Consider the following 14,391-nt stretch of genomic DNA (forward strand, 5'->3'; position numbering starts at 1 on the left):
CCCCGGCCGATAAGCTGTGCTCCATGCCAATTTCCCCGCCTCGCATTTGGCATGGACATTGCAAACCCTCCGGATATCTCGACACTTCACCACAACAGAGAGGATTTTTATGCGCACTCCGTTCCGTATGCATGCCGTGGTTGCGGCACTGGGTCTTGCTGGCGCCGCGTTCCTGGGCACGGCCCACGCACAGGCCATCAAGATCGCCATGGTGATCCCCACGACCGGCCCTCTGACGCAATACGGTGACATGGTCAAGGAAGGCGCAACCACGGCCGTGGAAATGGCCAATGCCGCTGGTGGCATCAACGGCAAGAAGATCGAGCTGGTGCCGGTGGACGACGCCTGCGAACCCAAGCAAGGTCCCGTGGCCGCCAACCGCGTGGTCAACAGCAAGATCGGCTATGTAATCGGTCCCGTCTGCTCGGGCGCCTCCATCGCTGCCGCCCCCATCTACAACAACGAAGGCGTGGTCGTGGTCACCCCTTCCGCCACGTCGCCCGCGCTGACCGATGGCAAGAACTACCACTTCATCTTCCGCACCATCGGCCGTAACGACCAGCAGGGCCCTGCCGCTGCCAAGTTCATCATCACCCAGGCCAAGCCCAAGAAGGTCGCCATCCTGCACGACAAGCAGTCGTACGGCCAGGGCATTGCGGCTTCCGTGCGCGACGACCTGAAGAAGGCCAACGTGCCCGTGGCCCTGTTCGAAGGCATCAACGCCGGCGACAGCGACTACTCCGCCGTCATCACCAAGCTCAAGGGCGCTGGCGTGGATTTCGTCTACTTCGGCGGCTACCACCCTGAAATGGGCCTGCTGCTGCGCCAGGCTGCCGAGCAAGGCCTGAAGGTCAAGATGATGGGCCCCGAAGGCGTGGGCAACCCCGAAGTCAACGCCATCGCCGGTGCCGCCGTCGAAGGCATGCTGGTGACCCTGCCGGCCGACTTCTCCGCCAACCCCAAGAACGCTGCCGTGGTCAAGGCTTTCAAGGATGCCAAGCGCAATGCGTCGGGCGCCTTCCAGCTGACCTCGTTCGCCGCCGCCCAGTCGCTGCTGGACAGCATCAAGGCCGTGGGTGACAACCCCGCCAAGGTGGCTGACCACCTGCACAAGGCCACGATCGACACCGTGATCGGCCCTGTGTCCTGGTCCAAGCAGGGTGACCTGAAGGCCTTCGACTTCCAGGTCTTCCAGTGGCACAAGGACGGCAGCAAGACGCTGGCCAAGTAAGCCGCTAGCCAGCTAGCACCACGGGGCAGGACAGCCGCACCCATCGGCGTTCCTGCCCGGTTTCTTTAACCCGGGCCTCCCGCCATCCTTGCCTGTGGCCCTCAACGGCGGAAGAGACACCATGTCTGACTTATTGCCCCAGCTGATACAGCAGCTTTTCAACGGGCTCTCTCTCGGAGCCATCTATGCCCTGATTGCCATCGGCTACACCATGGTCTACGGCATCATTGGCATGATCAATTTCGCCCATGGCGACATCTACATGATCGGGGCCTATGTCGGCCTGGTCACGCTGTCGGCCGTGGGTACGCAGGGCAGCCTGCCCATCTGGGCCGTGATCGGTCTGATGCTGGTGGTCGCCGTCATCATCACCGGCGTGTACGGCCTGGCCGTCGAACAGGTGGCCTACAAGCCCTTGCGCAACAGCCCCCGCCTGGTGGCGCTGATCTCCGCCATCGGCATGTCCATCTTCCTGCAGAACTGGGTGGCCCTGGGCCAGGGCGCGCGCGACATGGCCGTGCCCTCGCTGCTGCCCGGCGCCATCAACTTCCACATGGGTGACAACTTCGAAGTCTTCATCCCCTACGCCCGCATGCTGATCATCGTGGTCGCCGTGGTGCTGATGGTGCTGCTGACGCTGTACATCAAGCATTCCCGCATGGGCCGCGCCTCGCGCGCCTGCGCACAGGACATGCACATGGCCAGCATGCTGGGCATCAACACCAACCGCGTGATCTCGTTCACCTTTGTGCTGGGCGCCATACTGGCCGCCGTGGGCGGCGTGCTGATCGCCCTGGCCGTGGGCAAGCTCAACCCCTTCATCGGCTTCATCGCCGGCATCAAGGCCTTCACGGCCGCGGTGCTGGGCGGCATCGGCTCCATCCCGGGCGCCATGCTCGGCGGCGTGATCCTGGGCGTGGCGGAAACCTTTGCCGCTGCCTACATCTCGTCGGAATACAAGGACATCGTGGCCTTCGGCCTGCTGGTGCTGATCCTGCTGTTCCGCCCCACCGGCCTGCTGGGCAAACCTGAAGTGGAGAAAGTCTGATGCACCGCCTACGCCTTCAACTCGGGCCGGCGCTGCTGGCTGCCCTGGTGACCGCGCTGGTGGTCACCCCCATCTTCGGTCTGCACCTGGAGCGCGCCGGCATGCGCACCACCCTGGTCCCGCAGTGGGACTACGTGCTCTGGGCCTGCGCCATCGTGTTCGTCTGGCAACTGGTGCGCCCCGCCGTGCGCGGCGTCACCCGCACCTGGAGCCTGCCTTCGCTGCCTACCGTGCCGGAGCGCCACCGCAACGGCCTGATCCTGGCCATGCTGCTGTTCGCCGTGTCCTGGCCCTTCTTTGCCGGCCGCAATGCGGTGGACATCGCCACCCTGGCCATGATCTACGTGATGCTGGGCCTGGGCCTGAACATCGTCGTGGGCTTTGCCGGCCTGCTGGACCTGGGCTTTGTGGGCTTCTACGCCGTGGGCGCCTACACCTATGCCCTGCTCTACCACTGGGCGGGCTGGAGCTTCTGGGAAGCGCTGCCGCTGTCGGGCGCCATGTCGGCCCTGTTCGGCTTTGCCCTGGGCTTTCCGGTGCTGCGCCTGCGCGGCGACTACCTGGCCATCGTGACGCTGGGCTTCGGTGAAATCATCCGCCTGCTGCTGGTCAACCTGACCGACTGGACCGGCGGTCCGGACGGCATCTCCAGCATCCCCAAGCCCACGGTGATGGGCCTGCCGATGACCCGCTCGCCCCTGACCGAGGACGGCACCACCTTCCACCAGTTCTTCGGCCTGGAGTTCAACTCCATGCACATGGTGATCTTCCTGTACCTGATGGCCCTGCTGCTGGCGGTGGTGACGCTGCTCATCAGCAACCGCCTGATCCGCATGCCCATCGGCCGGGCCTGGGAAGCGCTGCGCGAAGACGAGATCGCCTGCCGCTCGCTGGGACTGAACCCCATGAAGATCAAGCTCTCGGCCTTCACGCTGGGCGCCATGTTCGCCGGCTTTGGCGGCGCCTTCTTTGCGGCGCGCCAGGGCATCGTCAACCCCGAATCCTTCACCTTCATCGAATCCGCGCTGATCCTGGCCATTGTGGTGCTGGGCGGCATGGGTTCGCAGATCGGCGTGATCGTGGCAGCCATCCTGCTGACCGTGCTGCCCGAGCTGGCCCGTGAATTCTCCGAATACCGCATGCTGATCTTTGGTCTGGTCATGATTTTGATGATGGTCTGGCGCCCGCAGGGCCTGCTGCCCATGAAGCGCCACCACGTGCAAGTGCCCCAAGCGCCCTCCGCCAAGGGAGACGCCGCATGAGCCATATCCTGGAAGTCAAGGACCTGAGCATGCGCTTTGGCGGCCTGCTGGCCGTCGACGGCGTGCAGCTGGCGCTCAAGCCCAAGGAAATCTTCGCCATCATCGGCCCCAACGGCGCCGGCAAGACCACGGTGTTCAACTGCATCAGCGGCTTCTACAAGCCCACCACCGGCCAGATCGCGCTGGAGAGCCAGTCGATCGCCGGCCTGGGCAGCCACAGCGTGGCCCAGCGCGGCGTGGTGCGCACCTTCCAGAACGTGCGCCTGTTCAAGCGCATGACGGCGCTGGAAAACCTGCTGGTGGCCCAGCACCGCCGCACCAGCGCCTCGGTGCTGGGCGGGCTGTTCAACACCAAGTCCTACCGCCAGAGCGAACGCGATGCCATGGACCGCGCCCTGCACTGGCTGGACTTCATGGGCCTGCGCGAGTTCGCCAACCGCGAGGCCGGCAACCTGGCCTACGGCCACCAGCGCCGCCTGGAAATCGCCCGCTGCATGATCACCGAGCCCAAGGTGCTGATGCTGGACGAGCCCGCCGCCGGCCTGAACCCGCAGGAAAAGAAAGACCTGCAGGGCCTGATCGACCGCCTGCGCAACGAGTACGGCGTGGCCGTGCTGCTGATCGAGCACGACATGGGCCTGGTCATGGGCGTGTCCGAACGCATCATGGTGATGGAACACGGCAAGCCGATTGCCGAAGGCACGCCCGAGGAGGTGCGCAACAACGAACGGGTCATCAAGGCCTATCTGGGAGAGGCATGATGTCCAAGACCATGTTGGAGCTGGAGCACGTCTCCACGCATTACGGCGCCATCTGCGCGGTGAACCAGGTCAGCCTGAAGGTGAACCAGGGCGAGATCGTCACCCTGATCGGCAGCAACGGCGCAGGCAAGACCTCGCTGCTGATGACCGTCTGCGGCGGCCCGCGCGCCAGCAGCGGCACCATCCACTTCGAGGGCGAGGACATCACCTCCCTGTCCACCCACCACATCATGCGCCGCGGCATCGCCATCTCGCCCGAGGGGCGCCGCGTGTTCTCCGACCTCACCGTCACCGAGAACCTGCAGATGGGCGGCTTCTTTCTGAACAAGGCCGAGATCGAAGACGGCAAGGAGCATGTCTTCAAGCTCTTCCCTCGCCTGAAGGAACGCGCCAGCCAGCGCTCGGGCACCATGTCCGGCGGCGAACAGCAGATGCTGGCCATCGGCCGCGCGCTGATGAGCAAGCCCCGCCTGCTGCTGCTCGACGAACCCACGCTGGGCCTGGCACCGCTGATCATTGCGCAGATCTTCGAGATCATCCAGACCATCCGCGCCGACGGTGTGACCGTGTTCCTGGTGGAGCAGAACGCCAACCGCGCGCTGCAGATTGCCGACCGCGGCTATGTGCTGGAAACCGGCAAGGTGGTGCTGGAAGACACGGGCGAGAACCTGCTGAAGAACGACCAGGTGCGCAAGGCCTACCTGGGCGGCTGAACTAAACCCCGCCGGTCCCGCGCCGCAGGCCCGGGCGGTTCGGGCAAGCCGGGCCATGCGGACAAACAGGGCAGTGCCACCATGCACTGCCCTTTTTTTGCGCCTGCCCGCCCGGCGGCCCTGGCCCGGGTGTCCCCCACCGCCGGTTTCGGCCCCCGATGTGACGCGGAGCTGCCGCTGCAGCCGCTACCATCGGCAGCATGCAAAACCGCCCCCTCACCATCCTCACCGGCGCTTCGCGCGGCATGGGCCTGGCCATGGCCGAACAGCTGCTGCAGCAAGGCCACCAGCTGATCACCATCGCCCGCCAGCGCAACGCTGCCCTGGACGATCTGGCCGCCCGCCTGGGCGTGCCGCTGCAGCAGTGGCAGCACGACCTGGCCGCCCCTGCGCAGGCTGCCGCCGCCCTGCGCGACTGGCTGCAGGCACAGGACGCCACGCAGTTCGCCAGCGCCACCCTGATCAACAACGCCGGCGTGATCCCGCCGATTGCCCCGCTGTCGCACAGCGACTGGTCGGCCGTCAGCAACGGCCTGCGCGTGGGCCTGGAAGCGCCCATGCTGCTGACCAGTGCCTTTCTGCAGGCCACCGAGCACTGGACGCAGCCGCGCAAGGTGCTGAACATCTCGTCCGGCCTGGGCCGCCGCGCCATTGCCTCGCAAGCCACCTACTGCGCCGCCAAGGCCGGCATGGACATCTTCTCGGCCTCGGTGGCACTGGACGAAGCCGCCAAGCCCCACGGCGCACGCATCTGCTCGCTGGCACCCGGTGTGATCGACACCGACATGCAGGTGCAGCTGCGCACCAGCGCCGCCACCGACTTCCCGGATGTGGAACGCTTTGCCCAGCTGCACGCCAGCGGCAGCCTGACCTCGCCCCAGGATGCGGCCGCCCGCAACCTGGCCTGGCTGGAGCGGGCCGACTTCGGCCAGCAGGTCGTGGCCGACGTGCGCCAGCCCTGAGAGTGTGGCGGCGATGGACCGGTTCGCGCCCCACGACCCAGGCCATCGCAAATAACGACACCTTCAAGCAAGGCCCCGGCCCTCACCTGGCCCGGGCCATGCCCGGCACTGCGCCAGCGGCCAGAGCCACCACGCAGCGCGCCATGGCTAGCCAGTTATTCAGCCAGACTGCGCTTTTCTAGCGAATCCCACACCCCGCCCGGCGCGCTGCGGGCCAGCGGCGCCCACGCCCTCTGCCCGGCGTGCACCGCACCCACACGGGGCGGTGCGCATTTTGGTGCCCCGGTGCTCACCACAACGGGGAATGCCAGCTAATATGCCTGCCTTCCCCACGCAACTGCGTGCTTTGTGGGCCTTGTGGCGGCTGCTCCCGATCGGACAGATGCCACCAACCATCGCCACGCTGGCAACCCCGGCAGGCACAGCATGCATGTCCGTGGGGTCGCCCCGGCACAACCGCCGGGACCTGAAGCTCCGAAACCCGGAGCAAACCCTCTTGATGGCGGACCCACCCTCCCCGATCATCGAAACAGCCCACTCTGTGATGGATCTGCACCTGGCCCTGTCCGGCCTGCGCAGTCCCAGTCTGACCCTTGTCACCGGAGCCTTTTTTCCATGTTTCGCCAACTGATCACCTGCACCTCCATGGCCTTGGCCCTGGGCGCCACTGCCACCCACGCATTCGCACAAGGCGGCACCCAGGACTACCCCAACAAGCCCATCCGCCTGGTGATCCCCTTCCCGCCGGGTGGTGGTACCGACATCCTCTCGCGCGTCATCGCCAACAAGCTGACCGAAGCCACCGGCTGGACCGTGGTGCCCGAGAACAAGGCCGGCGCCGGCGGCACCATCGGCATCACCGAAGCCGTGAAGTCCCAGCCCACCGGCTATGACATGGTCATGGGCCAGAAGGACAACCTGATCCTGGGCCCCTATCTGTACAAGAACCTGCCCTGGAACCCCACCAAGGACCTGACGCCCGTCGCGCACATCGCCTACACCCCGGTGATCATCGCCACCAGCGCCAACTCGCCCTACAAGACCATCGGCGACGTCATCAAGGCTGCCAAGGCCACGCCCGGCAAGATCACCTACGGCTCGCCCGGCAACGGCACCAGCATCCACATCGCCGGCCACATCTTCGAGAAGGCCGCCGGCATCCAGCTGACCCACGTGCCCTACAAGGGCTCCAACCCCGCGCTGATGGACGCCATCGCTGGCAACGTGGACCTGCTGGTCTCATCCATCCCCTCGGCCATCGGTCAGATCAAGGCCGGCAAGCTGCGCCCGCTGGCCGTGACCTCGGCCAAGCGCTCGTCCTCGCTGCCCGACGTGCCCACCATGCAGGATGCCGGCATGAAGAACTTTGACGTCAGCACCTGGTACGGCCTGTTCATGCCCGCCAACACCCCGGCCGCCATCACCCAGAAGATGAACGCCGAAGTGAACAAGCTGCTGGCCCTGCCCGAAGTGCGCGAAGCCATCCTGGCCCAGGGCGCCGAGCCCCAGGCCCTGTCCATCAAGGACTTCGACGCCATGTACAAGGCCGACTTCAGCCACTCCAAGGCCGTGGTCGAAGCCTCGGGCGCCAAGATCCAGTAAGCGCGTCCCCGCGCTGGCGCACACAGCCCTTGCCTTGCGGCAAGGGCTTTTTTCATGGGCGGCCGCCCGGCAGCAGACAGCCGGCGCACAGCGGCAACGCCCTGTCGGGAAGACCTGCGGGGCCAGCAGACCCTGTGGCGCCCCACTGCATGAGCCCTCCCTGGTGCCTGCGGCATGCCGTCGCCCGCACAGCGGCTCCGCGCACGGCCACCGTGCTGCGGTGCTGCCGTACCAGCAACGCCCCCACCAACCCATGCGCTCATGCACCCATGCAAAAAGGCAGCCGAAGTTGCCTTTTCTGGTTGGCTGCTGCATGGCCCAGGCCACGCAGCGCGGATGCACCTGCGCTTTACTGGCGCACCACCAGCACGGGGATGCGGGCTGCGCTCAGCACGCGCTGGGCCACGCTGCCCAGCACCAGCTTTTCCAGACCACGGCGGCCGTGCGAACCCATGACGATCAGGTCGGCGCCCACGGAGTCGGCCACACGCACAATGCCTTCGTGCACCGCGTGGCCCTCGCCCACCATGGTCTTCACGTCCACGCCGGCTTCGTCCATCTGCTTCTTCACGGCTTCCAGGGCGGTGTTGGCTTCGGCGGTGGCAGCGCTCAGGTACTGGGCCTGGCCGTAGGCGAAATCGGCGCCCACGCCGGTGAAGGGATAGGGGTCCAGCACGTAGACGGCCGTCACTTCGCTGCCAAAGGCCTTGGCCAGACCGGCGGCCTTGGCCACGGCATGCAGCGAGGTTTCAGAACCATCAACGGGAACGAGAATGTGCTTGAACATGGCAGAGAACTCCTGTTTTATTCCAATGGAAACGTTCCGGCGCGCACTGCGCGCCCTTGAAACACAGTCTGCAGCCTCGCGGCTGCGGGCATCTTGACTTCCGTCAATCTTGAACGGATTGCAATTCCTTGTCACCCTGAAATTCACCACGGCGGCAGGTCACCACCAGGGTGTCGCGCACCCCGCCGTCCTGCAAGGGCTGGATGGGCGTGGACTCGTGGATCATGCGCGCGTCGTCCATCAGCATCAGCGACCAGGGCTCGGTCAGCGTGAAGCGCTGGCCGGCGGGGCCATTGGCCTCGAACACGCGGGTCTCGCCGCCCTTGATGTGGGCGCGGTTCACCAGGAACACTGCCACCAGGTCCACACCGTCGCGGTGCGCGCCTTCGGGCGTGGGGCGGCCAATGCCCTGGGCCGTGTCGATGCGGAACTGGTGCGCCTCCACATAGCAGGGGCCGGGCACAGGGGCAGGATCGAACAGCGCACTGGACAGCGCGGCCAGCTGCTCCACCAGCTGGTGCCACACTGGCAGCGCTACCGTGGCATCGGACATGGGGGCAAACATGCGCTGCATGCCGCCATGCAGCGCGTTGTATTCCACCGGCTGCCAGTGGGCACGGTGGGGTACCTGGCGCAGCACGCCCTGCTCCACCACAAAGCAGGAATGACGGCGGAAGCGGTAGCGGCCGCCATCGCGCAAAAAGGCATCGGGCGGCAGGTCGGACCAGTCGGGGTCCATCTGGTGCAGCTCGCCCAGCGTGGTCCCCAGCCACAGCGCCACATCGGAAGGCTGGAGCACGGCAAAACCGTGGTCACGGATCTGCGCCTCCACATGGGCAGGCGAGTGGTAAGGGGGGGCAAAGCTCAATTGGGACATGGTGGCCTACAGCTTACTCCGGCTGCAGGCCGGCTTGGAGCAGTTGCGTCAATCTGCCCGTCTTTTGCCGTCACTGGGGCGCCCTGTGTGGGACAGCGGCTGGCATGCCCGGCACCGCCCAACCGCCTTGCCCCCCGCACCGGCGCCCGGGCTGCGCGCAGCGGAACACGGCCGTGTGCAGACTGTGTGCAGGCCAGGCACAGGCCATGCGCAAGCCGTCCGTGCCAGACACGCCACTCCCCGGCCCGGCCGCAGCACCCCGCACGCCCCCCGCGGCACCCCACGGCGGCCCGCGCATCCCGCGGGGTCTGCGCACGCACATTGACATGGCCCCGCAGCCGCCTGCGCCGCGCTGCCTAGAATGCGCCATCGCTTTCGCTTCCCCTGACCATGGCCCACGAACCCCGTTTGATGCGCAGCCTGCGCGCCCTGCTGCACCACCACCGCACGGCGGCCCTGGCCACCCTCCAGCCGGCTGGTGACGGCACACCGGCCACGCCTTTCGTGTCGTTTGTGCCCTATGCCATCGACACCGCCCACAGCCAGTTGGTGCTGCACCTGTCGGGTCTGGCGGCCCACACGCAGCAGCTGCAGGCCCAGCCGCTGGCCAGCCTGATGGTGGTCCAGCCGGAGTCGGCCGACGCCCCGGTCCATGCGCTGGAGCGCGCCACGCTGCAGGTGCGCGCCAGCACCCCCGAGCGCGGCAGCCCCGCCTGGGACGCCGCCCGCAGCGCCTACCTGGCGCGCTTTCCCGATGTGGGCTTCATGATGGAGCTGGGCGACTTCCGCCTGGTGTGCCTGGCGCCGCTGGCCGCACGCCACATCGCCGGCTTTGGCGCCGCACGCGATGTCGCGCACGAGGAACTGCTGCAGGTGCTGCAGGCCCCGCCGCAGCCCGGGGACTGACAGCGTCCGCCGCGCACCCTGTCAGGCAGGGGCACGCGCAACGGCGCCCCTGCCCGGCCTACGCCCGTTTGGCAGCACCGCCTTCCAAACGTACCCACCATGCATAAAGCCCGAAACCGGTTTCGGGCTTTTTTCTTTTGCGATGACAGGCTGCGGTGGCGGCACAGCGCCACCGCGCCGGGTCAGGCGTTGGCCGCTGCCGGGGCAGCGGCGGCCTCCAGCTCCTGCAGCTGGCGCCACATCACCTTGCCGCTGCCGCTCTTGGGCAGGGCATCGGCAAACTGCACGATGCGCGGCACCTTGTAGACCGCCATGTGTTCGCGGCACCACTGGACGATGTCCTCCTCGCTGACCTGGCCCTTGAAGGCCTGGCGCAGCACCACCACGGCCTTCACGGTCTCACCCCGGTAGGCATCCTTGGCGGCGATCACGCAGGCTTCCTGGATGGCGGGGTGGCTGAACATAAGCGCCTCCACCTCGGCCGGCCAGACCTTGAAGCCGCTGGCATTGATCATGCGCTTGAGGCGGTCGGTCAGGAAGAAATATCCTTCCTCGTCCATGCGCCCCAGGTCCCCGGTGCGGAAGAACTTCTTGCCGCCGATGTCCACAAACGCCGCGCGCGTGGCCTCGGGGTTGTTCCAGTAGCCCTGGAACACCTGCGGGCCGTGCACCAGGATTTCGCCGGTCTCGCCCTGGGGCATTTCCTCCAGCGTGTCGGGGTTGGCCACAAACGATTCCGTGCCCATGAAGGGAATGCCCAGGCACTGCTGCTTGGGGTGGTCATAGGGGTTGTTGTGCGAGGGCGCGGCCGTCTCCGTCAGGCCGTAGCCTTCCTGGTAGGACAGGTCGAACTCGTCCTTGAGCCGCTGGGCCACGGCCTGGGGCATGGCCGCGCCGCCACCACCGATATAGACCAGGCTGCTCAGGTCGAAACTGCGGTAGTTGGGGCTGCCCATCAGGTCGATCACCATGGTGGGAATGTTGGTCCAGTGCGTCACCCGGTACTGCGAGATCAGGCGGCCCGCCACCTCGCGGTCCCAGCGCGGCAGCAGTACCATGGTGGCGCCCAGCACGATGTTGCAATGCATCATCGACACCATGCCGGTGATGTGGAACATGGGTACCACGGCCAGGGTCACGTTCTCACTGGTGCTGCCGCCCCAGACCGAGCTGGCCATGGCGTTGTGCATGATGGAGCGGTGCGTGTGCATGCAGCCCTTGGGCAGGCCGGTGGTGCCGCTGGTATAGGGCAGCACGCTCAGGTCGTCCGGCCCCACTTCCAGCGCCGGCACCGGGGCCGTGGTCGCGACCGCGTCCTTCCAGCTGCTGACGCTGCCGCCGTCCAGCGCAGGCAGGGCGCGTGTGGGCTTGAGCCAGGCTTCCCAGGCTTCGGGCATGGGTTCGCAGGCCGCGCCTTCGGGCAGGTAGTCGTTGAGCTGGGTAACCACCATGTGCGACAGGCGGTCAGCGGCCGCCAGTGCATTGCTGGCCTTGGCCAGCTCGGGCGCCAGATCGGCCGTGGTGATGGCCAGCTTCACGCCGCCATCGGTGATGTAGTGCTTGAGCTCTTCGGCCAGATTCATGGGATTGACCGGCACCACCACCGCATTGGCGCGCTGGATGGCGAAGTGCCCGATCACCAGCTGGGCCATGTTCTGCATCAGCAGGATCACACGGTCGCCCTTGCGCACGCCCTGGGCATGCATGTGGGCGGCCAGGCGCTCGGCGGTATCGGCCATCTCGCGGTAGCTGATGCGGCGCCCGAAGAACACCAGGCCTGCCTTGTCCGGATAGCGGCGCGCGCTGATTTCCAGGTTGTCCCACAGGGAGGTGGCAGGCACAGTCAGCGCGTGGGGAAGGCGGCGAGGCCAGAAGGCGTGATGGGGACGCATGACGGAGAGATTCTTCTACGGGTTGGACACCCCATGAGACTAGGCCGCGCCAGCCCCCTCGACATTAGGACGGCACCCTAGCCCGCGTCGCTTGTGCGACCCGATCTGACCTGCACGTCAACCAAACACACCACCACCCCCTGGCGCCCGCCTGACCAGCCACTACCGGTACGCCCCACTGCCGGGCAGGCTGCTTTCCTGCCCGGCGTGTCAGCCGCGCCTGACAAAAAATGTCTTTCCAGGAAAAGAAACTTACAAAAAAACACAGGCATTGCAGCCCCCCGCTGCCGCCTGCCTACCGCCTTCCCGCCCTCGAACCAGGATCCCCCATGAGCCCCGCAGCCTTCGCCGACACCCGCCGCCCCAAGTCGACACGTGCCACCGAGCCGCTGCACCGCGAAGCCACCATTGGCCTGCTCTACCTTACCCGCTGGCCCGAGCAGCTGACACAGCTGACCGAACGCGACCGGCTGGTCCACCGCATCTGCACCCTGCTGTCCAGCAAGCCCCGTGCGTCCCACCTGATCCCCCCGCTGGTGCAAGCTCCGAAAGACGATGTGCAGGCCGCCCTGCGCGCCCTGCTGCAAACCGGCTGCATCCAGATCGGCCGCAGCGCCACCGAGTCCTGCAGCGCCAGCCGCCCGCATCCCGTCCACGCCCCGGCTCCCGCCGCCACCCTGGACGAAGCCGCCTCCAGCATCCGCCCCTCGGCCACCAGCGCGCCAGCAACGCCTGTGTCGTCCGTATCGCCCCTGCACCCCGCAATGCCTGCATCGCCTGCATTGCCCACCACACCCGCCACCCGCTTAGGCAAGCTCTGGTCCCGGCTGTCGGCCTGACCGCCCACGTGCCGGCTGCAGCCCAGCCGCTTACAGCCGGTAGCTGTTGCCCAGGGCCGGAATCGTCACCTGGCCCCAGCCCGGCAGCGCCTGCAGCCGCTCGGACAGCGCGGTAGCCGATTTCGCCTCCCCATGCACCACAAACGTCTGCTTCGGCGCCTGGGTGAACGCCCCGGCCCAGTCCAGCAATGCCTTCTGGTCGGCATGGGCGGAGAACCCGCCCAGGGTGTGCACCGAGGCCCGCACCGCAATGTCGTCGCCCATCAGACGCACCCGTTTTTCCCCATCCACCAGGCGGCGGCCCAGCGACCCGGCAGCCTGGAAGCCGCAGATCAGCACCGCGCATTCCGCCCGCCCCAGGTTGTTGTGCAGGTGGTGCAGCACCCGCCCGGCATCGCACATGCCGCTGGCCGACAGAATCACCGCACCGCTCTTGATGCGGTTGAGTTTGATGGAATCCTCCACATCGCTGATGAAGTGCAGCTGCCGCCACTGCGCCAGCCGCTGCGGGCTGCCCAGCAGCTGCCGGGTCTCGGCGTCAAAAGCGGCAAAGTGCTTGAGCGTGATGGCCGTGGCCGTCACCGCCATGGGCGAATCGACAAAAATCTCCATCGGCGCCAGCCGCTGCTGCGTCGCCAGCTGGGCAAAGTGGTAGAGCAGCTCTTGCGTGCGCCCCACGGCAAAGGCCGGAATCACCACATTGCCGCGCGGCACGGTGCGGTTGACCACCTCCACCAGTTCCTCCAGCGTGGAGCTGCTGTCCTTGTGCAGGCGGTCGCCGTAGGTGGATTCGATCAGCAGCACATCGGCATCGGCAATCGGCGTGGGGTCGCGCAGGATGGGCCGCCCGGGCTGGCCCAGGTCGCCGCTGGCCACCAGCTTGCGCGTGCCGCCCAGTGCGTCGCTGAGCCAGATCTCGAGGATGGCCGAGCCCAGGATGTGCCCCGCATCGCGCATGCGCACCTTCACCGCGGGGTGGGGAGAAAAAGTCTGGTTGTAGGGCTTGGCCTGCACCAGCGACACCGCCAGCTCGGCATCCTGCACGGTGTAGAGCGGCGGCTCCAGCGCCGGCTCCCGGCCGTGGCGCGGCTCCCGGGCAGCGTGCTTGCCGACCGATTTCTGGGCACGGCGCTGCTGCCGCTCGACCTCCATCATCTGGATGTGCGCACTGTCCTTGAGCAGCACATCCAGCAGATCGGCGGTGGCCGCCGTGGCATAGATGGGCCCGCGAAAGCCCCGTGCCGCCAGCTTGGGCAGCAACCCGCTGTGGTCGATGTGGGCATGGGTCAGCAGCACAAAGTCGATGCGGCGCGGGTCAAAGCCGAAGGCCTGCTGGTTGTGCTCCTGGGCGCCGTGGCCGCCCTGGGCCATGCCGCAGTCGATCAGAAAGCGGCAATCCCCCAACTCCACCAGAAAGCAGGAACCGGTAACCGTCTGCGCGGCCCCGTAAAACGTGATCTGCATCGCAACACCCCTCCCTGTGCACGCGCCCGTGCGGGCGCCCTGGACCT

General features: G+C 66.9%; 13 protein-coding genes. 9 read left to right on the plus strand and 4 right to left on the minus strand.

The features are described 5' to 3' along the window. The first annotated feature begins 109 nt into the window (after positions 1 to 109). From CT3_RS12005 to CT3_RS12035, 7 genes are all read left to right on the plus strand, one after another. Entirely contained in the window at positions 110 to 1,231 is a 1,122-nt protein-coding gene (locus CT3_RS12005) for a branched-chain amino acid ABC transporter substrate-binding protein (protein ID WP_066532786.1), read from the plus strand. A gap of 121 nt (positions 1,232 to 1,352) precedes the next feature. Then, on the plus strand, positions 1,353 to 2,279 hold the full coding sequence (gene livH / locus CT3_RS12010) for a high-affinity branched-chain amino acid ABC transporter permease LivH (protein WP_066532790.1): 927 nt from the start codon (positions 1,353 to 1,355) through the stop codon (positions 2,277 to 2,279). Further along, a complete protein-coding gene (locus CT3_RS12015) occupies positions 2,279 to 3,541 on the plus strand; it encodes a high-affinity branched-chain amino acid ABC transporter permease LivM (protein ID WP_066532793.1) in 1,263 nt (420 codons plus the stop codon). Before livH ends, CT3_RS12015 begins: the two co-directional genes overlap by 1 nt. Further along, positions 3,538 to 4,302 carry a high-affinity branched-chain amino acid ABC transporter ATP-binding protein LivG gene (gene livG / locus CT3_RS12020; RefSeq protein ID WP_066532795.1) on the plus strand — a complete coding sequence of 255 codons (765 nt, stop codon included), beginning with the start codon at positions 3,538 to 3,540 and terminating at the stop codon, positions 4,300 to 4,302. Before CT3_RS12015 ends, livG begins: the two co-directional genes overlap by 4 nt. Then, positions 4,302 to 5,015, plus strand: coding sequence for an ABC transporter ATP-binding protein (locus CT3_RS12025; RefSeq protein ID WP_066533337.1), 714 nt, complete (start codon positions 4,302 to 4,304; stop codon positions 5,013 to 5,015). Before livG ends, CT3_RS12025 begins: the two co-directional genes overlap by 1 nt. 200 nt (positions 5,016 to 5,215) lie before the next feature. Next, a complete protein-coding gene (locus CT3_RS12030) occupies positions 5,216 to 5,977 on the plus strand; it encodes an SDR family NAD(P)-dependent oxidoreductase (protein WP_066532797.1) in 762 nt (253 codons plus the stop codon). A 615-nt stretch (positions 5,978 to 6,592) separates the two neighbouring features. Further along, a complete protein-coding gene (locus CT3_RS12035; protein ID WP_066532800.1) occupies positions 6,593 to 7,579 on the plus strand; it encodes a Bug family tripartite tricarboxylate transporter substrate binding protein in 987 nt (328 codons plus the stop codon). 349 nt (positions 7,580 to 7,928) lie between these two features. Here CT3_RS12035 and CT3_RS12040 read toward each other — a convergent pair whose 3' ends face one another. After that, positions 7,929 to 8,366 (minus strand): universal stress protein, encoded by a 438-nt coding sequence (locus CT3_RS12040; RefSeq protein ID WP_066532801.1) that lies wholly within the window; start codon positions 8,364 to 8,366, stop codon positions 7,929 to 7,931. Positions 8,367 to 8,469: 103 nt separating this feature from the next. Then, positions 8,470 to 9,243, minus strand: a complete 774-nt coding sequence (locus tag CT3_RS12045; protein WP_066532805.1) for a 2OG-Fe dioxygenase family protein — start codon at positions 9,241 to 9,243, stop codon at positions 8,470 to 8,472. Between the two features lie 390 nt (positions 9,244 to 9,633). Between CT3_RS12045 and CT3_RS12050 the strand changes: the two genes are divergently transcribed. Further along, positions 9,634 to 10,149 (plus strand): HugZ family pyridoxamine 5'-phosphate oxidase, encoded by a 516-nt coding sequence (locus tag CT3_RS12050; RefSeq protein ID WP_066532808.1) that lies wholly within the window; start codon positions 9,634 to 9,636, stop codon positions 10,147 to 10,149. A 182-nt stretch (positions 10,150 to 10,331) separates the two neighbouring features. Here the strand turns inward: CT3_RS12050 and CT3_RS12055 are convergent, their stop codons facing one another. Beyond that, positions 10,332 to 12,041, minus strand: coding sequence for a long-chain fatty acid--CoA ligase (locus CT3_RS12055; protein ID WP_066532809.1), 1,710 nt, complete (start codon positions 12,039 to 12,041; stop codon positions 10,332 to 10,334). A gap of 329 nt (positions 12,042 to 12,370) precedes the next feature. Here CT3_RS12055 and CT3_RS12060 point away from each other — a divergent pair, with 329 nt between their 5' ends. Continuing rightward, a complete protein-coding gene (locus CT3_RS12060; protein ID WP_066532814.1) occupies positions 12,371 to 12,880 on the plus strand; it encodes a hypothetical protein in 510 nt (169 codons plus the stop codon). Positions 12,881 to 12,910: 30 nt separating this feature from the next. Here CT3_RS12060 and CT3_RS12065 read toward each other — a convergent pair whose 3' ends face one another. Then, the gene (locus CT3_RS12065; RefSeq protein ID WP_066532816.1) at positions 12,911 to 14,344 is read right to left on the minus strand and encodes an MBL fold metallo-hydrolase RNA specificity domain-containing protein; all 1,434 of its coding nucleotides are present in this window, start codon (positions 14,342 to 14,344) and stop codon (positions 12,911 to 12,913) included. Between the last annotated feature and the right edge of the window lie 47 nt (positions 14,345 to 14,391).

It is taken from the genome of Comamonas terrigena NBRC 13299 (assembly GCF_006740045.1).
GTDB lineage: Bacteria > Pseudomonadota > Gammaproteobacteria > Burkholderiales > Burkholderiaceae_C > Comamonas > Comamonas terrigena.